This window comes from Chromatiaceae bacterium (assembly GCA_016714645.1).
Classification (GTDB): domain Bacteria; phylum Pseudomonadota; class Gammaproteobacteria; order Chromatiales; family Chromatiaceae; genus M0108.
Genome location: JADKCI010000002.1, coordinates 793,595 through 812,178 on the forward strand (window position 1 = coordinate 793,595; position 18,584 = coordinate 812,178).

Annotated in this window: 13 protein-coding genes and 2 pseudogenes; 10 read left to right on the forward strand and 5 right to left on the reverse strand. The window is 64.1% G+C overall.

Annotation, left to right across the window (positions count from 1 at the left end):
• The first annotated feature begins 177 nt into the window (after window positions 1–177).
• Window positions 178–1,493: pseudogene (locus tag IPN92_10640) on the forward strand (Y-family DNA polymerase).
• Between the two features lie 28 nt (window positions 1,494–1,521).
• A pseudogene (locus IPN92_10645) lies at window positions 1,522–2,184 on the forward strand (SOS response-associated peptidase).
• A gap of 69 nt (window positions 2,185–2,253) precedes the next feature.
• Here IPN92_10645 and IPN92_10650 read toward each other — a convergent pair.
• The 5 genes from IPN92_10650 to IPN92_10670 form a co-directional block, all read right to left on the reverse strand.
• Window positions 2,254–3,366 carry a tetratricopeptide repeat protein gene (locus IPN92_10650; protein ID MBK8638709.1) on the reverse strand — a complete coding sequence of 371 codons (1,113 nt, stop codon included), beginning with the start codon at window positions 3,364–3,366 and terminating at the stop codon, window positions 2,254–2,256.
• Complete coding sequence (locus tag IPN92_10655; GenBank protein ID MBK8638710.1) at window positions 3,363–4,151, reverse strand: hypothetical protein; 789 nt, start codon at window positions 4,149–4,151, stop codon at window positions 3,363–3,365. Before IPN92_10655 ends, IPN92_10650 begins: the two co-directional genes overlap by 4 nt.
• Before the next feature lie 152 nt (window positions 4,152–4,303).
• A complete protein-coding gene (locus IPN92_10660) occupies window positions 4,304–4,453 on the reverse strand; it encodes a hypothetical protein (protein MBK8638711.1) in 150 nt (49 codons plus the stop codon).
• Between the two features lie 369 nt (window positions 4,454–4,822).
• Window positions 4,823–5,482, reverse strand: coding sequence for an amino acid racemase (locus IPN92_10665; protein MBK8638712.1), 660 nt, complete (start codon window positions 5,480–5,482; stop codon window positions 4,823–4,825).
• Between the two features lie 372 nt (window positions 5,483–5,854).
• On the reverse strand, window positions 5,855–6,256 hold the full coding sequence (locus tag IPN92_10670) for an HIT family protein (GenBank protein MBK8638713.1): 402 nt from the start codon (window positions 6,254–6,256) through the stop codon (window positions 5,855–5,857).
• 467 nt (window positions 6,257–6,723) lie between these two features.
• Here IPN92_10670 and IPN92_10675 point away from each other — a divergent pair, with 467 nt between their 5' ends.
• The 8 genes from IPN92_10675 (at window position 6,724) to IPN92_10710 (ending at window position 18,583) form a co-directional block, all read left to right on the forward strand.
• Window positions 6,724–9,855, forward strand: a complete 3,132-nt coding sequence (locus IPN92_10675; protein MBK8638714.1) for a DEAD/DEAH box helicase — start codon at window positions 6,724–6,726, stop codon at window positions 9,853–9,855.
• A gap of 2 nt (window positions 9,856–9,857) precedes the next feature.
• Window positions 9,858–10,700: an SWIM zinc finger family protein gene (locus tag IPN92_10680; protein MBK8638715.1), complete on the forward strand. Its 843-nt coding sequence runs from the start codon at window positions 9,858–9,860 to the stop codon at window positions 10,698–10,700.
• Window positions 10,701–11,100: 400 nt separating this feature from the next.
• Window positions 11,101–12,975 carry a DUF2868 domain-containing protein gene (locus IPN92_10685; protein ID MBK8638716.1) on the forward strand — a complete coding sequence of 625 codons (1,875 nt, stop codon included), beginning with the start codon at window positions 11,101–11,103 and terminating at the stop codon, window positions 12,973–12,975.
• Entirely contained in the window at window positions 12,975–14,420 is a 1,446-nt protein-coding gene (locus IPN92_10690; GenBank protein MBK8638717.1) for a GTPase/DUF3482 domain-containing protein, read from the forward strand. The genes IPN92_10685 and IPN92_10690 overlap by 1 nt, the downstream gene beginning before the upstream one ends.
• Window positions 14,421–14,523: 103 nt before the next feature.
• Entirely contained in the window at window positions 14,524–15,852 is a 1,329-nt protein-coding gene (locus IPN92_10695; protein ID MBK8638718.1) for a tryptophan 7-halogenase, read from the forward strand.
• On the forward strand, window positions 15,849–16,910 hold the full coding sequence (locus IPN92_10700) for a hypothetical protein (protein ID MBK8638719.1): 1,062 nt from the start codon (window positions 15,849–15,851) through the stop codon (window positions 16,908–16,910). Before IPN92_10695 ends, IPN92_10700 begins: the two co-directional genes overlap by 4 nt.
• Before the next feature lie 33 nt (window positions 16,911–16,943).
• Window positions 16,944–17,747: a MipA/OmpV family protein gene (locus tag IPN92_10705; protein MBK8638720.1), complete on the forward strand. Its 804-nt coding sequence runs from the start codon at window positions 16,944–16,946 to the stop codon at window positions 17,745–17,747.
• A gap of 8 nt (window positions 17,748–17,755) precedes the next feature.
• Window positions 17,756–18,583 carry a 1-acyl-sn-glycerol-3-phosphate acyltransferase gene (locus IPN92_10710; protein MBK8638721.1) on the forward strand — a complete coding sequence of 276 codons (828 nt, stop codon included), beginning with the start codon at window positions 17,756–17,758 and terminating at the stop codon, window positions 18,581–18,583.
• Window position 18,584: the final 1 nt, after the last annotated feature.

An 18,584-nucleotide genomic window follows, 5' to 3' on the forward strand; every position in this document is an offset into this window, starting at 1 on the left:
CGCCGGGAACGATGGCGCGGAGAGCCTGGAGACCCGGGTTAGGGCTTCTGCTGGCAGCGCATGATCGCTAAGCGCATGGGGGGGCCATGGCGACGGCGTCGCGGTTGACTGGTCGCTGCCCCGCCCCCGCCATCCCCTATACTATGATTTCCGTAACATCTATTGCAGAGCCCCCCTATGCCCTCTGGCGGCACGCGATCAGCGGTCATCAGCCCCTACGCCCTCATCGACGCCAACAACTTTTACGTCAGTTGCGAGCGGGTCTTTGACAACCACCTGCGCGACCGCCCCGTCGTGGTCCTCTCCAACAACGATGGCTGTTGCGTGGCGCGCAGCGAGGAGGCCAAAGCCCTGGGTATCAGGATGGGTCAGCCGTTGTTCGAGGTGCGCGAGCTGTTGGAGCAAAACGGCGGCATCGCCCTCTCGTCCAACTACACCCTTTATGCCGACGTGAGCCGGCGGCTGATGGCGGTCACCGGCCAGTTCAGCCCGGAGCAGGAGATTTACTCCATCGACGAGAGCTTTCTGCGCTTCACGCCGGGCGAGGCCGGGGGCCTGACCGCCCGGGGGCGGGCGCTGCGGGCGCGGGTACTGCGATGGACCGGCCTACCGGTGGGGGTGGGCTTGGGGTCCACCAAGACCCTGGCCAAGCTCGCCAACCGGCTAGCCAAGAAGCATCCGGACTTTCAGGCGGTGGGGGTCTGTAACTTGCTGGACCTGTCCCCTGAGCAACAGGCCGGGTACTTCAGCGAGTTGGCGGTGGACGACGTCTGGGGTGTTGGTAGTCGCTGGGGCGCCCAGCTCAAGCAGCAGCACATCAGGACGGTGGCCGACCTCCAGCGGGCGGATGTCGCCCAGCTCCAGCGCCAGTTCAACGTCGTCCTGGCCAAGACGGTGATGGAGATGAACGGGATATCGTGCTTACCGCTGGAGGAGGTACCGCCACCCCGGCAGCAGATCATCGCCTCGCGCAGCTTTGGGCGACCCGTGACGACCTTCCCGATGCTCAGCGAGGCGGTAGCCAGTCATACCGCCCGGGCGGCGGTTAAGCTCCGGCAGGAGGGTTTAACCGCAGGGATGATCCAAGTCTTCGCGGGGACCAACCCCTTCAAGCCCGGGGCGCCGCAGTATCACCCCGGGGCGACGGTACCTCTGTCCTGGCCGACCGCTGATACCAGCCGGCTGCTCAAGGCCGCGCGGGTCGCCCTGGGACAGATTTTTCGTGAGGGCTACGCATATAAGCGCGCCGGGGTGGTCCTGCTGGATCTGGCACCGGTGGGCGCCGTCACGGGGATCTCTTCGCCGCCGCCAGCGCGGTCCCCCCGGAACGCCGGGAGCGGCTCATGACGACCCTGGATGGGATCAACACCCGTTGGGGGCGAGGCACGGTGCGTTACCTGGCCGAGGGGCTGGTCCAGCCGTGGCAGATGAAACGGCAGCGGATGACGCCGCGTTATACGACTTGTTGGGCAGAGTTGCCGGGGGTGGGGTGAGGCCGTCACTGGGGCTAAACTAGGCGCTATGTGTGGCCGCTTCGCCCTTGCCCGTAGCCCCGAGGAACTGACCCGGGTTTTGACCTGGCCGAGTCTGCTGACTTTGCCCCGCGCTTCAATATCGCCCCGACCACCGATATCGCCGTGGTGCGGCGGTCGCCCATGGGGGCCCGGGTGCTCCACCGGCTGCGCTGGGGGCTGATCCCCCCCTGGAGCCCGGACCCGCACCGCGGTGCACCGCTCATCAACGCCCGGGCGGAGACGGTGACGGCCAAGCCCGCCTATCGCGCCGCCTTCCAGCAGCGCCGCTGCCTGATCCCCGCCGATGGCTTTTACGAGTGGCAAGCCCAGGGGCGGACCAAGCAGCCCTTTTACTTCAGCGACCCGCAGGGCCAGGTGCTGGCGTTGGCGGGTCTCTGGGCGGCCTGGCCGATCCCGGCGGGCGGCTGGTTACGGACGACCTGTATCCTGACCACCGCCGCCCAGGGCCAGGTGGCGCCGGTGCATGACCGGATGCCGCTGATCCTGCCCCCGTGGTCTTGGGGACCTGGCTGGGGGCACGGCGGCGGCGGCCCAGGCCCTGCTGGCGCCGGCATCGGAGGCGGCGCTCCAGTCCTGGCCGGTGAGTCAGCGGGTCAATGCCGTGCGGGAGGACGGGGCGGCTTTAATAGAGCCGGTGGCTGCTGACTGAAGGTAGCGCAGCAACCGCCCCTCAGGCGTTCTCCCGCTCAGATGGTTATCCACCGCCGTTGGCCACAATTTATGGGGTTGGGGATGCGCCTCCGTCCCCATACACCGCCAAAGCCGCCTCATACTCCTGGTTAATATCGAAGCTTGAACCCTGACTGGGATCAAACTTCTTGATCCCGACATGCAACAGACACACGAGTTGCAGGGCGGTGAACTCCCCTGCCAGGGAACGAAGTTGGTACTTTTGTGCCGGGTCATTGACCGGCAGGCCTTTTTGGCCGAGGGTTGCGATCTCCAACAGGATGGGCGCCAGTTTAGCCTGGCTCAGGCCCTGGAACTTCTTCAGCCCTTCCAGACAATACATGACCGCATCCATGCGCAGCGCGCTACGCCCACCTTCCCGGAAGGTTTGCTGGGCGATATGGCGGCGGGCGTTCTGGGCCTTCTCGGCGATCTCACCATAGGGGGAAAGGGCCAAGACTTGCTGAAGCAGGTCATCAGCCTCTAGGCTATGGGTAGCAGGATTGGCTTCGATCAGGGCTTGGGCGAGGGAGAGCAGGGCCAGGGGGTCTTGGGATGTCTGGTGGACCGCTTGTCGTAGGGCGTCAACCGCGGCCGCGGCATCCCCCTTCATCAGCAGCAGGGTGCCTAGGGACCGCAAGGCGAAGCGGTTATTGGGTTCGAGTTGAACGGCCTGGCGAAGGGCCCTTTCTGCCTCATCCAGGGCCTTGGCCCGCAGGGCCGCGACCCCTAGGGCCACAAAGGCGTTGGCGTGCTGGGGTGCGACCTGGGTAGCGCGCTGGAGTAGTTGCCGGGCTTCGTCCAGGCGCCCTTCGTCGCTGTAAACCATGCCGAGGTTGTAGAGGATATGGGGATCATCCGGCTGGAAGGTCAGCAGAGACTCCAGCATCGGTCGGGCATCAGCATAGCGGCCCGCCTGGAGCAATCCCAGGATGCCCTCCATGGGGTTTTGCTCCGCTTCGGCAGCCCGCCAGGTGACGCTGATGGTGTCATCAAGGAAGTCCACCTCCACCGCACCACCCAGGGGAGCATAAGCCTGGCGGTAATAGCTGATCACCGCCTGACGAAAAGTGGGGGTCCGCGGCTTACGGGCCTTGGCGGGAAGCAGTGATGGATCGAAGCGTTTTTCCTCGATCTGGAAATGGATCGCTTGGGGGGTCATAAGACCGGCTCCGGTGATGAACGCTCCACGGGGTCCCACTGGTACCAGTCACACAGGCCCAGGGTCTTGGCCCAGGCATCAACAATCTGACGATCCGGGGTCCCCTCATCCGGTCCTTGGAAGAGGACGGACAACAGCTCCCGACCCACGGCCTCAAAACCCACCGACTGGTAGGGTACCGCCAAATGAGGCAGCCTGAGCAACTCGGCGGCGAACAAGGCATAGGCGCTGTTCATCGCCCGGCTGGCCTGGACCAGGGAGTGGGGAAACTGACGATCCAGATCCGGGTCGAGGGTACTGACGTTGGTGAGGACCTGCTGTTCCATGGTGACGGCTTGCAGTGGCCGCAGCGCGGGATATTGGGCGAACAACAGGCTGTCGACCTCAAGGCCGGAGCCGCAGGAGCGTAACTGCAACATCAGCCCATCGTAGAGCATGTCCGTGACAGTCTGGATACTGGCGGGTGGGAGATCGGTGCGCAGCCGCCGCAGTTCCTTGGCCACCCTCTCCCGCGCATTCGCCGTGCCGATCAACTGCACCCGATCCTGGGGTGGCAGGGTGTACATCCGCAACAGGAAGCCACACTCGAAGGCGATCTGGTAGGCCGCCGTGACGGGGTCGTCCCGGTAGCGGATGATGTGGCTGGGCTGGTACCGGTTAGCGGCCTTGACTGTGGCCAGGGTCTGGAGGGTCGGGTCACGCAGCAGCGTCACGGGACAGCCGCTCAGGTGCTCAACGCGGGCGATGATCGCAGCCGTGGTGGTATTGGCAATGGGGGTCAGCATGCGATTTCCGGGTTAGCGAAGTCTATCCTCACGAAGTACACGAAACAGGGTGCGCAATCTGCATCCTGTTGTCGCCCATACAAATGACGGGAGAGGGTTTAGAGTTCATATTGCCACAGTCCCAACTTGCAGGTCCAAGATAACAAGGTCCGTTAGATCTCAGCGGTGAGTGGTTGCGTTTGCTGGTCGGCAAGGGTTGCCAGGAAGTCCGGGCGTTCCCGGCTGAGCTGGTAGAGTTCGTATCCGCCGCTGACACGCAGGTTTGCCAACTCTGCCAGGGTGGCGAGGATGCGTGCCTGCAAGGAGGCTGGGAGTTGCCGTAGCTTAACAGTTCCGCGTCGTCAGCGAGGTCCAGGCTGCCAAAACCCTGCCGCACCAGGAGGCTGTTGGGGTCGTTGGCGATTTCCCGCAACCGTGCGATGGCACCCGGTCCCGGGCCTGATTAATGGTCTAAGCACGCAAAACAGCAGTTCGGCCCGGATCGCAGCCACTTTCTCCGCCCCTTAGTCCCGGCCCTCAGCCAAGTTCCCCCATATCGGCTTCGGCCAGCACCTCGCATTCAAACTAGCTCTTGGGCGGGTGTCAGGGTCTTATCGGCGATGGGCGCAAGGACCGGTTTCTGGCGATAAGGCACTGTATCTCGCGACGGTGTTGTCGAGGAGGCGGATTCATCAGGGTTCGCCAGTGGCGGGCGTCAGGGCATCCCCCACGGCGGCATGGGCATGGATGGTCATGGAATCGAAGGTCGGCAGCGCGACATCCGTCGACTTGATGAGCAGTGGGATCTCGGTGCAACCGAGGATGACGCCCTGGACGCCGTCCTCGTGGATCATGCGGTCGATGATGGCGAGGAAGCGGGCCTTGGATTCGGGGCGGAGCCGGTTGTTGACCAGCTCATCGAAGATGATGGTATTGATGTCGTTGCGTTCGGCTTCCTGCGGGACAGCTACCTCGATGCCATGGTTCTTGGCCAGGCGGTCGCGGTAAAAAGGCATCTCCATGGTGAACTTGGTGCCGAGCAAGGCGACCTTGGTGAGCCCCGTGGCCTGGATGGCTTGACCTACGGCATCGGCGATGTGCAGGACCGGGATGCCGGCCTCACGCGCCACGGTCTCGGCGGTAGAGTTCATGGTGTTGGAGGCGATGACGATGAAATCGGCACCGCCCTGCTTCAGGCGTTTCCCGGCCTGCACCATGGTCCGGGTGAGGGCTGCCCAGTCGCCCTGTTCGGCCAGGCGCTCCTCTTTAGCGAAGTCGCCGAAGGAGATGGAGTACAAGAGGACCTCTGCCGAGTTGGGCGAGCCCAATTCGTCGCGGACCCGTTCGTTCATGATGCGGTTATACTCCAGCGAGGAGGGCTAGGCGATGCCGCCGATGATTCCGATCACCTGCCCCTGGTGCCGTCTCGGGCTGACGGGAACGGTGGGGGCCGGATGAGGGGTGGCGGTGGCTGACGTGACCGGAGGGGCCGCAGTGTCGGCCGCGCTCGCGGGGCCACAGGCGAGCAGGGGGATCAGGAGGCAAAGGCGAAGGCGTCGGCAAAGTGGCTGGCAGTCAATCAGGGGTAGGGTCCTCGGTTGTAAGTCGCGGCGTGCGGCGCCGTCGCGGAAATCAGCCCCTAAATTCTCTACCAGCTCTTCGGGGGTCGGCGAACCGGCGGGTCTCAGCGAGTGCCTACTCGCCCTGAGCCGGCGGTGCTGATTTCAGAATCCCAGCAGCGCGGCCTGAATGGTATCAACTTCCTCCGCCCCATACTCCCGGCTTTCAGCCAAGTTCCCCCATACCGGTTTGGGCCAGCAGGGGTCGTCGGGACGCCGGCCGATGAGATGGATGTGCAACTGGGCCACCAGATTGCCGATCCAGGCGACGTTGATCTTGGGACAGGCCAGCTCCGCCGTCAGGTAATCCGAGACCCGCTTGCAATCGGCCAGCACCCCATCGCGCTGGGGGATGGGGAGATCCAGCAGATTGCCCAGATCGGTCTCGGGGACCAGGATGAACCAGGGCACCTGGGCGTTGCGGTGGAGCAGCAGGTGGCTATGGGCCAGTTTGCCGAGCGGGTGACAATCGGCCAGGAGTTGCGGGTGGAGGGCGAAGGGGTGCATGAGGCGTTATGAGGGGCTGAAGTGAATCCGCCGGACCCGCCGGCCGCGGTAACCAGGGGGTTGTGTGACTTTTCCCCAGCATCTGTGGATAACTTTGTCGATAAGGCTGGGTGAATCTCCGGGAGGGCAGGTCCTGACAGGGCCGGGGCGGTAGTGGCTACTTTCTGGCCAAGAATAATATCACCCTTTTTATCAGTTGGTTAGCGATCGCTAATATTTTCTGAACTGAATGCTTGACAACTTTCGCGTCCTCGGTTCCGTCTTGTGTGTAAAACAGGTTCGGCGGAGAGGGATTGGCCCTAAGCTGGGCCTGTGACGTGGAGCACAACCCTGTCGTAGCCGGCGGGCATGGACTGCATGAGCGGCAATCCACGACCCCATGCTAGCATTCGGGCTTGGCTTGATTGAGAGGTCCGGTTGCCGGGGGGGGTTCCCCAAGCCCCGCCCTAGCGGGAATTTTGTTGCTCATGCTGATTCTGCACGCCTTTTGGTTACCGGACCCCACTGCCGATTTTGTCCAGACCGGCTCCTTCCGGCTGTGGGCGGAAACGCTGGAGACCCGCGGCGCGGGGTCTGGCGGAGACCCGCCCCCGCATCCGTTTCACCTGGCCCGCGCGAAGTGGCCGGCCTTGCTGGAAGCGCTGGGGTTGGCGTCCATGGCATCGGCAGGCGGCGACGCCTCTATGACCTGCACGCTCCAACTCCCCAGCGCGGCGGAGGCCCCGCTGCCTTCGCCGACGTTGGCGCGGTATTGGCCCGCTGACGTCGATGCCAGCCTGGCGGCCCCGCGCTCGTGGCGAGTGGACTGCTTGCGGCTGGAGCGCCCCATCAAGCAACTGAGCGAGATCCATTTCCTCGCCAGTCACCAGTCCGAAGCCGTACAGCCGGGGGGCGACTTTCTGTTCTGGTACTGGTTCACTCAGGAGCTCAAGCGCCTCCTGATACGGGATCAATATCTGCCCAGCCTGGTAGTTCACCAGCCGGCTACGCCTAAGGGTAAGCGCAAGGCGCCGCCGGTCGCGATCCTCGCGGCCTGGGAGTGGGCCTCGGAGCAGTACGAGCAGCTCATTAGCCGGGCCTGCGTGCGGATGCACCCGGCCTGCGCTGCCGCCCTGGAGGGCTGGCCGGAGGGGGAGGGCCTGCTGCGCCACTGCGCGGAGGTGCTGCTCGATCAGACCGTGCGGCAGACACCCTGGCCGGTGGTGTTCGGGAAAAAAGTGGACGGCACCCTCCTGGCCGCCTGCCTCGCTCCGCAACCCGGGACGGCGCCGACGGCAGGGCCCGGCATCGGCCTCGATGGCTACCGGACCTGGCGGCAGTGGCGGGGACGCATCCGGGACGCCGAGCGGGAGGCCGCCTTCATCCCGGGCTTTCAACTGGTGGAGCCGCCCGCCCCCGCCGGGGAAGCGACCGAGGGCGACTGGACCTTGCGCTTCGTGGCTGTCCCCAAGGACGACCCCTCCCAGCGCCTGGATCTCGCCGACTACTGGCCGCTCCCCGCGTCGCAGAAGGCCTGGTGGCACCAGACCTTGGGCCAGGATTTCGAGACGCACCTGCTGTTGAACCTGGGGCTGGCCGCGCGCATGGTCCCCAAACTCTGGGATGGCATGGATACCGCCGAACCCCGGGGCCTGGCCCTGAACCTCGATGAGGCCTTCGCCTTTCTGAAGGAATGGGCCTGGGTGCTGGAGGACGCCGGGTTTAAGGTCATAGTCCCGGCCTGGTGGACGCCACAGGGGCGGCGGCGGGTCAAGATCCGGCTGCGCTCCTCCTCTCCGACCAGGGCCCCCTCGGGCTCCTCGGTCGGAGCGAGCGCGCTGCGCCTCGAGAACCTGGTCCAGTACCGCTACCAACTTGCCATCGGCGATCAGGTGGTGAGCGAGGAGGAGTGGCAGCGGCTGGTCGAGTCCAAGGCCCCCTTGGTGCAATTCCGTGGCCAATGGGTCGAACTCGACCGCGACAAAATGCAGGAGATGCTCGCCTTCTGGCGCCGGCACGGCCAGGAGACTTCGGAGATGAGCGTCCAGGACCTGCTTCAGCGCACCCTTAGCGACGAGACCTTCGAGGTCGATCGCGACGATGCCCTGGCGGGGATGCTGGAGCGGCTGCGGACCGGCAGCCGGCTGGAATCCATCGCGGAGCTTCCGCAACTGAAGGCCCAGTTGCGCGACTACCAGAAGCGCGGCGTGGCCTGGCTGCGCTTCCTGGAACAACTCGGCCTAGGCGCCTGTTTGGCCGACGATATGGGCCTGGGCAAGACGCTTCAGGCCATCGCCCGCCTGGTGCAGGAGCGGGAGGAGGGGAGGGCGATGGCCCCGACCCTCCTGGTGGCCCCCACCTCCGTCATCGGCAACTGGCGGAAAGAGGTCCAAAAGTTCGCCCCCCACCTGCTCGTGCTCATCCATCACGGCGCCGAGCGGGCCAAGGATCAGGACGCCTTCACCGGGATCACCGCTGGGCAGGCCCTGGTCATCACCTCCTATGCCCTGGTGCGCCGCGACCAGCACCTCTTTACCGCCCGCGACTGGCACCGAGTCGTCCTCGATGAGGCGCAGAACATCAAGAACCCCGCCGCGGCCCAGACCAAGGCCATCCTCAAACTGCGCGCCCGGCACCGGCTGGCGCTGACCGGCACCCCGGTGGAGAACCGCCTGACCGACCTCTGGTCCATCTTTAACTTCCTCAACCCCGGCTATCTGGACACCCAGGCGCGCTTTCGCAGGGGCTTCGAAATTCCGGTACAGCGCGACCGCGACCCCGTCAAGATCGCCGCCCTCAAGCGCCTGGTGGAGCCTTTCATCCTGCGCCGGCTCAAGAGTGACAAGGCCATCATTCAGGACCTGCCGGACAAGCTGGAGGCCATCCAGTACTGTAATCTCGGCAAGGAGCAGGCGGCTCTCTACGAGACGGTGGTGCGCGAGGTGGAGCGCGATCTGGAGGGCAAGGACGGCATCGCCCGCCAGGGGCTCATGCTCTCGACCCTCATGAAACTCAAGCAGATCTGCAATCACCCGGCGCAGTTTCTCCACGATGGCAGCGCCTTCACCCCGGAGCGCTCCCACAAGCTGCAACGTCTCCAGGAAATGCTGGAAGAGGCCATGGCGGCGGGCGACAGCGTCCTGATCTTCTCCCAGTTCACCGAAGTCGGCGCGGAACTGGAGCGCCTGCTTAGGCAGGGCCTGCACTACCAGACCTTCTATCTGCACGGCGGCACCCCGCGCGGCCGGCGCGAGGCCATGATTACCGCCTTTCAAGACCCGCAAGCCGAACCCGCCATCTTCGTGCTCTCCCTCAAGGCGGGTGGCGTCGGCATTACCCTGACCAAGGCCAACCATGTCTTCCATTTCGACCGCTGGTGGAACCCGGCGGTCGAGGATCAGGCCAGCGACCGGGCCTACCGCATTGGCCAGGAGAAGACCGTCTTCGTCCACAAGTTCGTGACCCTGGGGACACTGGAGGAGCGCATCAGCGACATGATCGAGGAAAAGAAGGCCATCGCCGGGGCCATCGTCGGCAACGACGAGTCCTGGCTGACGCAACTCGACAACGAACGGTTCAAAGCGCTGATTCGTCTCAACCGCGACGCGCTGGTGGACTGACCATGACGACACTCGGCAAGACCTGGTGGGGGCAGCGCTTCATCGCCGCGCTGGAGGGCTTCACCGACCACGGCCGGCTGCTACGGGGCCGGGGTTACAGCGGCGATCGCCGCATCCTCGCCTTTGCCATTACCGACAGTTTGGTGACCGCCACGGTGCGCGGCAACGTCAACCCTTATTACGGGGTCTATAAGGAACCCCGCTACCAGACTCGCATCCAAATGGCCCCGATCCCGGCCAAGGCTTGGGATAAGGCCATTGGCCACCTGGGCAGCCGTGCCGCCTTGGTCGCGCGGCTGCTGATGAACGAGATGCCCGACGGCATCGACGACGCCTTCGCCGGCATGAAGCTGCACCTGTTGCCTCGGGGCCACCAGGACTTCGCCCTCACCGATTGCTCTTGCCCGGATTACGCCAATCCCTGCAAGCATATCGCCGGCGTTTACTATCGCCTGGCGGCGCAACTGGACCGCGACCCCTTTCTCCTCTTTGAGCTACGGGGCCTGTCCCGGGAGCTCTTGAACCAGGCGCTCGCCGCCACGCCCCTGGGCAAGGCCCTGACGATCCTGCGGAACGAACTTGATCCGGCATCGCCTCTTATCCCCGCGGAGTCTTTCTTTACTCGCCCCGGCTTTGGCACCCCGCCGCCGGACTATCACACCTTCTGGACCGGCCAGCAGCGCCTGCCCACCGAGATCGCACCCGCAACGCCCGCGGCCGTCCCCGCCATCCAGGTGCGTAAGGCCGGCGATTATCCCGCCTTCTGGGAGCGTGATAGCTCCTGTGTCGTGGTGATGGAGGAACTCTACCAGCGGGTTCGGGAGAAGAATCGGGACTCTTTGTAGCCCGACGCTCACGCCTGCCTTGAACACCTGCCTTCGGCAGGATTGGAGAAGGGGAGAAGGGGAGAAGGGTCTGAACGGTTACCGACAAAGATCGAGATCCCCGAGGTCCTTCGGGATGCAGGGCCTCGGCGCTGGCCTAGCCTGTTTGGTCGCGCCCGGTCTGGCCACATTCCGGATACAAACCGCCTTGCCCGGCGCCTCTGGCGCGGCTAAGATCATTGGCCCGATCCGGTGGGGGCGGCTGCGCCTCCCAATCCCTGATCCCTGGCCGACTGGACGGGCGAGCGCCGCCAGGCCCATCCCGCGGTCGTCGCCCCGCAAGGATCTCGACAACGGCCACTGGCGGCGGTCATTGTCCTGACGCCTGGACCCTTAGTAAGCGGAGTATTAACCCAAGTCCATGGAACCCCGACCGCCAGAGTTCGATCCCGTCTCGCCAGCCGGGGGCCCCAAGCCCGGAACAGACGACCGCTGGACGGTCCCGGACCTGATCGACTTCGAGTATTACCTCGAACGCGACGAAATAGACCTGCGCGAGCGCCACGCCGCCCGGGCGGCACTCGCGGATCGGGATCGTGCCATCTACCTGGATGAGGTCGCCCCGGGGCTCGCGGGCCTGGAACCTCACTCCTCCCCCCACCGGCGCGGGAGTCTGCGCCGCTGGCTGACCGCGCGCCGCGCGGCGGAGCCCCCGGACCTGCGCGACCTGCTGCCCGGCACCGCCTTTGATCACGCCCAGCGACTGGGGACCCTGATCCTGGCCGTGGTCGGTTTCCTGATAGGTATCGGCGCGGCTTCCACCCTCCTCAACTACGACGGGCGCTTGCCGGTCAATGTCTCCTGGTACCTCTTCCTCTTGGTGGGTGTGCAGTTCCTTTTGATCGGCGGCGGTGTTCTTACCTGGGTGCTGCGCCGGTCCCGGCCCGTTGGGGCCACCATCCAGGACGTCACCCTGCTCGGTCGGCTCATCCGCCCCCTCTTTTCGCGCCTCGGGAGCTGGGTGCAACAGCAACGTCTGGCCCATGCGAGCCAGGAGGTCCGGGATCGTGCCCGCGCCAGCACCGGGATGCTGAAGTCCCAGTATCAGCTCTATGGGCGAGTCACCTATCTGCCGGTCCTGGTTCCGGCCCAGGCGTTCGGGGTCGCCTTCAACCTGGGGGTTATCCTGACGACCATTGCGCTGGAGTGGTTTACGGATCTCGCTTTCGGCTGGGGCTCGGCCCTGGATGTCGGCCCCCAGGCCGTTTACGAACTGGCCCGCGCCGTGGCCACGCCCTGGTCCTGGCTGTTGGGCGAGGGGGTGGGCTACCCGACCCTGGACCAGGTGGCCGGTAGTCGCATCAACCTCAAGGATCCCCTGTTTTTGCTCGATGCCGGGCATTTGCGCTCCTGGCGCTGGTTCCTGGTGCTAGCGGTCCTCACCTACGGCCTGCTACCCCGGTTGGGTCTGCTGCTGGCATCGATTTATGCCCAGCGCCACCTCCTCAACCGGCTTCCCTTTACGCACGCCCGCACCCAGGCCCTCTATGCCCGTCTGGTCACTCCGCGCCTGGAGACCGGGACCGGGGGGAGCGGACAAGGTCCGGCGATGCCTATTCCGGCCCCCCTCGTGCCCCGTGTCCATCGTCAACCTAAGCCCGAGCGAAAGCCCCAGCCCGAGCCTCAGCCCGAGCCAACGCTACCGCCGCGGCCCCAACTCGCGCCAACGGTCCAGCCGCAGCCCGCGCTACGGCCTGAGTTACGGCTGGTAGAATCACAACCCGAGGCTGTGCCGGAGCCCCCATCCCAACCCCCCATCCTCGGCTTTGCCGGGGGCATCGCCCCGGATGCCTGTCTGTTGCTGATCCACGTCGATGTGGACGACCTGATCGAGGACCAGGACCGCCCACGGCTCGCTCGTCTGCTTGCGGCTAACACCGGCTGGCGAGTCGCCAGTGCCGCCTCCTTCGGCTCCGGTACCCTCATGACCGAGGGTGTGATCCAGTGGCTGGCGGAACAGGATTGGCAGGCCCCGCCGGCCCGGGTCGTGATCCTCATGGATGGCTCCCAGCCACCTATCACCGAGAACCTGCGCTTCCTGCGGGAACTGCGCGCCGCCGCCGGTACCCATGCTCAACTCCTGCTCGCCCTGGTCGGCGATCCCCAGGATGATGATCCTCTGCCGCCGGTACGAGCCTTTGACTTCACCGACTGGCAGCGCAAGATCGACGCGCTGGGCGATCCCTACCTGCGTCTGGCCATGCTGGCACCCCCCCACTCGGATGGAGAGCCTTGATGGCGATTACTAAGAGCGAGATCCCGAGACTGGCGATCATGGGCCACCCCAATGCGGGTAAATCCTCGGTGGTCGCCACCCTGACCGAGAATGACCGCATCGCCATCGACCAGCGCGCGGGCACTACCACGGAATCAGACTTTTATCCGGTCATCATTGACGGCGAGACCGTCATCGAGTTCATCGACACCCCCGGTTTCCAGAATCCGGGGGCCATTCTGGAGTGGTTCCAGGCGCACCCGGAGATTCGCGACCTGGCCCGGGAGTTTGTCAAGACCCATCGCCACGATCCCATCTTCTCCCACGATTGCGCCCTCCTGGAGCCGGTGGCCATGGGGGCGGGCATGATCCTGGTGGTGGACGGCTCCAAGCGCATCAAGGAAAAGGATCGCATCGAGATCGAACTGATGCGTCTCACCGCGCGGCCGCGCATGGCGATTCTCAATAATCTGACCAAGGAGACCCGCCACCTGGCCCAGTGGCAGGATACCTTGAGCAAGGGCTTCAACTCGGTGCGCGAATTTAACGCCCACCGCGCCACCTATGGCGAGCGCATCAAGTTGCTCAAGGCCCTCAAGAGCATCGATCAGCGCTGGGAGGAGCGGCTGGCGCGGACCATCGATGCCTTCGAACGCGATTGGGATCGGCGCACCGATCAGGCGGTGGATACCATCCTGACCCTCATGAAGGAGGCCCTGGGATTCCGGGTGAGCAAGACTTTCAAGGAAGCCAGGCTGGAGATGTCGGGGGGGCGCGATCAGGCCAAGGCCGAGGTGATGGTGGATCTGGAAGATAGTCTGCGCAAGCTGGAGGCCAATGCCCACCGCCAGATCCGCGCCAACTTTCGGCACCATGTCTGGGACCAGTCGCCCGACTCACTGTTGGCCAAGGACTTGCTGTCTGACGAGGTGAACCGGGCCTTGGGGCTATCCCGGCGGGCCCTTGCCTTGGCCGGCATGACCGCCGGGGCTGCGACGGGCGCCGGGGTGGACATGGCGCTGGCCGGGACCTCCCTGGGTGGGGCGGCCTTTGTGGGTGCCATCGCGGGCGGATTGCTGGGGCTCGCGGGTGGCAAGGTCCTGGCCAAGCTGGATATCGAGATCAAACCGGGTACCGCGCGCTTCACCGCGGGTCCGGTCTCCAACCCCAAGTTCCCCTTTATCCTGCTCGACCGTGCCTTGCTCTTCAGTGCCCGGGCCATGAACTGGGCCCACGGGCGCCAGGCGGCGAACGAGGCCGCCCTGGACAAGGTCCCGGAGAAACCCATCCCGGTGACGGGATTCACCGAAGAGCTGAACACCGCCGAGCAGCGTGAGTTGGCGCGGTTCTTCACCGCTATTCGTAAGGGCAAGGCGTCCGATCGGGAGGATGCTTGCCGGGCCATCGTCAAACGCGTCCTGCGCGATCTCTCCGAGAATCGCATCGACAGCCGGGTCCACCTGTGAGCCGGGAGGAACCCGGGTGGACTCTAGGCGCTATGGGCGGAGTTCCCCATGCCGCGACGATCGGGCGGCCGAGGCGGTGGCGGGTTAACCTGGATAGGGCCTGATGAAATCAAACCATTCCGACTCCTGTTGCGACGTCCTCATCATTGGTGGAGGACCGGCCGGCTCTACCGCGGCCGCCCTGCTAGGAGAGAAGGGCTACCAGGTCACGCTTGTGGAAAAAGCCCGGCATCCGCGCTTCCATATCGGCGAATCCCTGTTGCCGGCTAACTTGCCACTGCTGGAGCGGCTGGGTGTGCATGCCGAGGTCGAGGGTATTGGCATGGCGAAATGGGGAGCCGAATTCATTTCCCCCTGGCACGACCATAGCCAGTCATTCGAATTCGCGGACGCCTGGGATAAGTCCATGCCGTACGCGTACCAGGTACGACGTTCGGAGTTCGACGAAATACTGATTCGTAATGCCGGGCGTCAAGGGGTTAATGTCATTGAAGGTTGTCGCGTGAGGGACGTGAAGTTCCTGCCGAATGACGAGGGCGCCATGGTCCGGGCCGAGCATGAGGATGGCCACACGGAGTCCTGGCAATGTCGCTTCCTGATCGATGCATCAGGCCGCGATACCTTTCTGGGCAACCGGTTTAAGGCCAAGCACCGGAATCCCAAGCACAATAGCACATCGCTCTACGGCCACTTCAAGGGTGCGCGGCGCAATCCGGGCAAGCGGGAAGGCCATATCACCATCTTCTGGTTTGAGCATGGGTGGTTCTGGTTCATTCCGCTCGCGGATGGCATCACCAGCGTCGGTGCCGTCACCTGGCCTTACTACATGAAGACCCGTACCAAGCCGTTGCAGGGTTTCTTCATGGATCTCATCGCCCAGTGCCCAGCCCTCGCGGAGCGACTCCAGGATGCGGCACTGGTGTCGGAGGTGGAGGCCACGGGCAATTTTTCCTATACCTGCGACCACACCCATGGCACCTGCTACCTGCTGCTGGGCGATGCCTACGCTTTTATCGATCCGGTTTTCTCGTCCGGCGTCATGCTGGCCATGAACAGTGCCTTTGCCGGGTCCGAGGCGGTGGATACTTGCCTCCGCGAACCGGGTAAGGCCGCCCAGGCCTTACAAGAATTTGATCGGATCATGAAGCATGGCCCCAAGGAGTTTTCCTGGCTCATCTACCGCGTCACCAACCCCACCATGCGTAATTTATTCATGGCGCCACGCAATGTCTTCCGGGCCAAGGAGGCCTTGCTGTCGGTATTGGCCGGCGACATCTTCGGCAAGACACCCATCTGGCGTTCCGTACTGGCATTCAAGGCGATCTATTACCTCGCCTCTCTGGCCAACCTGAAGCCGACGGTCATGGCCTGGAGGCGGCGTAAGATGAATATCCGCTACATGGAAGACTCCGGGGAGACCAGCTACCGATGAAACCTACGGGAGATATCCTGCGGCTGGAATACCTACCCGCATCTCGGGTTTGGCAGCGCGCGCACGACGAACAGGACAGTACACTCGGCGGCGTCTGCTTTTCGCACCCCGCCATCTCTCATGATGCCGTGGGGCTGCCGCTCGTGGCCGTGGACATGCGCTTGCCGGCAGGCCAAGAGGCCATCTGCGTGGTCTGGCATAGCCAGGAACCTCTGCATTCCGGCCGGCATGGCCATATCCGCTATCGTCAGGGTGAAACCTTGCTGTTCGGCTGTCTGACCCTGGAAGAAGCTGCTGGGGATAGGCACCTGGATTCGCGCACTCCCCTGCAGGTCGCGACGGAGGCCGCCTACCAGTCTATCTTTGAGCTACTCGAATCCCGCGGCTATAACGCCGTTTTACGCTTCTGGAATTATTTTCCGGCGATCAATTGGGTAAGTCACAACATGGAGCGTTACCACCAGTTTAACATTGGCCGCCAGGATGCTTTCCTTGCCCATGGCCGCTTAGTCATCGGTAATGTACCGGCCGCATGCGCCCTTGGCTCCGCTGCCGGCCGCCTCCACATCACCTTCCTAGCTGCCCGGGCGGACATGATGGGCATCGAAAACCCGCGGCAGGTCAGCGCTTACCATTACCCCAGCCGGTACGGTCCGCGCAGCCCGACCTTCTCCCGCGCCTCCCTCGTCAACCTGGGCGGATGTGACATGCTGTTCATCTCCGGCACGGCCAGCATCGTTGGTCATGAGACCCTGCACGTTGGCGATGTGGCGGCGCAGACACGGGAATCCCTCCACAACATTGAAAGCGTCGTCGCGGAGGCCAACCGCCGGGCCCCAAAGGCCAACTTCCGCCTCGACAACCTTGCCTACAACATCTATGTTCGACATCCAGAAGACCTGGTCAGGGTGCGCCATGAAATGACACAATTTATCGGCCTCCCAGTGTCGGCCGTTTTCTTGCACGCCGATATCTGCCGCGCCGACCTGTTGGTCGAAATCGAGGCATCCGGCGGCCATGCCATCCCTCCCCTATCACAATTCGAGGCACGGTCATGACCCACCACCGCAGTCAGGCCGCCCCTCGTCGCTCTGCCGCTGGCCTGTCTTCCTGTCCTTGGCATCGCCAGCGAAAAGCCCCTCTGGGAATTGGGCGCCGGCCTAACCACGCTCTACTTCCCGGACTATCCCGGTTCGGACCAATCCCGTGCCTACGGCCTGCCCTTCCCCTACTTCATCTATCGCGGTGATTTCTTCAAGGCGGACCGAGACGGCGTTCGTGGTATCTTCTTCGACAGTGACCGCATTGAACTCAACATAAGCATCGGTGCCTCGTTGCCAGTGAACAGCGACGAAAATCGTGCTCGCCAGGGTATGCCGGACCTGCAACCAACGGTGGAGGCTGGACCGGCGCTCGATATCAGTCTTTGGCGCACCAACGACCGGCGCTACCAACTCGACCTGCGGCTGCCCGTGCGGATAGCCGTCACCGTGACCGGTGGGATGGAGGATATTGGCTGGGTGTTCTCGCCCCGCCTCAACCTAGACATCCTCGATGTCGCGGGGCTTTCTGGCTGGAATCTAGGATTGCTCGCGGGACCCATGATTGGCTCCGAACGCAATCATGACTACTTCTATTCGGTGGCTCCGCAATATGCCACCACCGACCGCCCGGCCTTCGACGCCAAGGGCGGTTATGCCGGTAGCCAGTTTTTGATTGCGGTGTCGAAACGCTATTCGAAGTATTGGGTTGGCGCCTTTGCCCGCTGGGACAGCCTCCAGGGGGCGGCCTTCGCCGATAGCCCGCTGGTCGAGAACGACTATGCGTTTTCCGCCGGGATTGGCGTCGCCTGGATACTGGGGGAATCGTCCACTCGCGTCGAGGCGTTCGAGTGAGCGCTGACCTGGTTTCATTACCTGGCTTACTACAGCGCTGGGTCCATCGGCTCTACGAATACGGTGCGCTGTGGTTCGGCTTGGGACTGCTCGGTACGATTTCCCTAACCTGGTCGCTTCTCGCAGTGCCACTCTATTTCGTCGTGCCTAAGCGCTGGGCCGACCCGCTTGGGCGTTGGGCCGTCACCCGTATTTTTCGCTTCTACCTTGGGGCACTCGCCTTGATCGGCGCTTGCCGATTCGATATCCGCGCCCTCGATACCTTGCGCGCCGAAGGACCGCTGGTGATCGCCCCCAACCACCCCAGCCTGCTCGACGCCCCGATGGTCATCTCGCGTCTGCCCAACCTCGCCTGCATCATGAAGGCGGACATCGTCGATAACGTCTTTCTCGGTGCCAGCGCACGGTTGGCGGGATACATCCGCAATGACGCGCAACTGAGCATGATCAAGCAGGCAATGGCCGAGCTGAAAAGCGGCAGTCACCTGTTACTCTTTCCTGAAGGCACTCGTACCACCCGCTGGCCGATCAATCCCTGCAAGGGCACGACCGCCCTCATCGCCAAGTGGGCAAAGGTGCCCATTCAGACCGTGTTCATCGAGGCCGACTCCGCCTACCTCAGCAAGGGCTGGCCCCTGTTGCGTCGCCCGACGCTCCCTATCACCTATCGCATCCGGCTCGGTCGACGTTTCGAGCCGCCGGAACAGGCCGGGGTCATGACCGAGGAACTAGAGCGCTATTTTCTTGATGAGTTGCGCAATATCCCCTGCGTTCTGCCGCCCTGCATAGTGCAGGGCGCGGAATCCGGTAGGCTCAGCACATCTGATGTTACCTGAC

Excerpts from the sequence above, each read along its gene's own strand:
- IPN92_10650 (MBK8638709.1), bottom strand. The coding sequence starts at position 3,366 with ATGACCCCCCAAGCGATCCATTTCCAGATCGAGGAAAAACGCTTCGAT.
- IPN92_10655 (MBK8638710.1), bottom strand. The coding sequence starts at position 4,151 with ATGCTGACCCCCATTGCCAATACCACCACGGCTGCGATCATCGCCCGC.
- IPN92_10665 (MBK8638712.1), bottom strand. The coding sequence starts at position 5,482 with ATGAACGAACGGGTCCGCGACGAATTGGGCTCGCCCAACTCGGCAGAG.
- IPN92_10670 (MBK8638713.1), bottom strand. The coding sequence starts at position 6,256 with ATGCACCCCTTCGCCCTCCACCCGCAACTCCTGGCCGATTGTCACCCG.
- IPN92_10675 (MBK8638714.1), top strand. The coding sequence starts at position 6,724 with ATGCTGATTCTGCACGCCTTTTGGTTACCGGACCCCACTGCCGATTTT.
- IPN92_10680 (MBK8638715.1), top strand. The coding sequence starts at position 9,858 with ATGACGACACTCGGCAAGACCTGGTGGGGGCAGCGCTTCATCGCCGCG.
- IPN92_10685 (MBK8638716.1), top strand. The coding sequence starts at position 11,101 with ATGGAACCCCGACCGCCAGAGTTCGATCCCGTCTCGCCAGCCGGGGGC.
- IPN92_10690 (MBK8638717.1), top strand. The coding sequence starts at position 12,975 with ATGGCGATTACTAAGAGCGAGATCCCGAGACTGGCGATCATGGGCCAC.
- IPN92_10695 (MBK8638718.1), top strand. The coding sequence starts at position 14,524 with ATGAAATCAAACCATTCCGACTCCTGTTGCGACGTCCTCATCATTGGT.
- IPN92_10700 (MBK8638719.1), top strand. The coding sequence starts at position 15,849 with ATGAAACCTACGGGAGATATCCTGCGGCTGGAATACCTACCCGCATCT.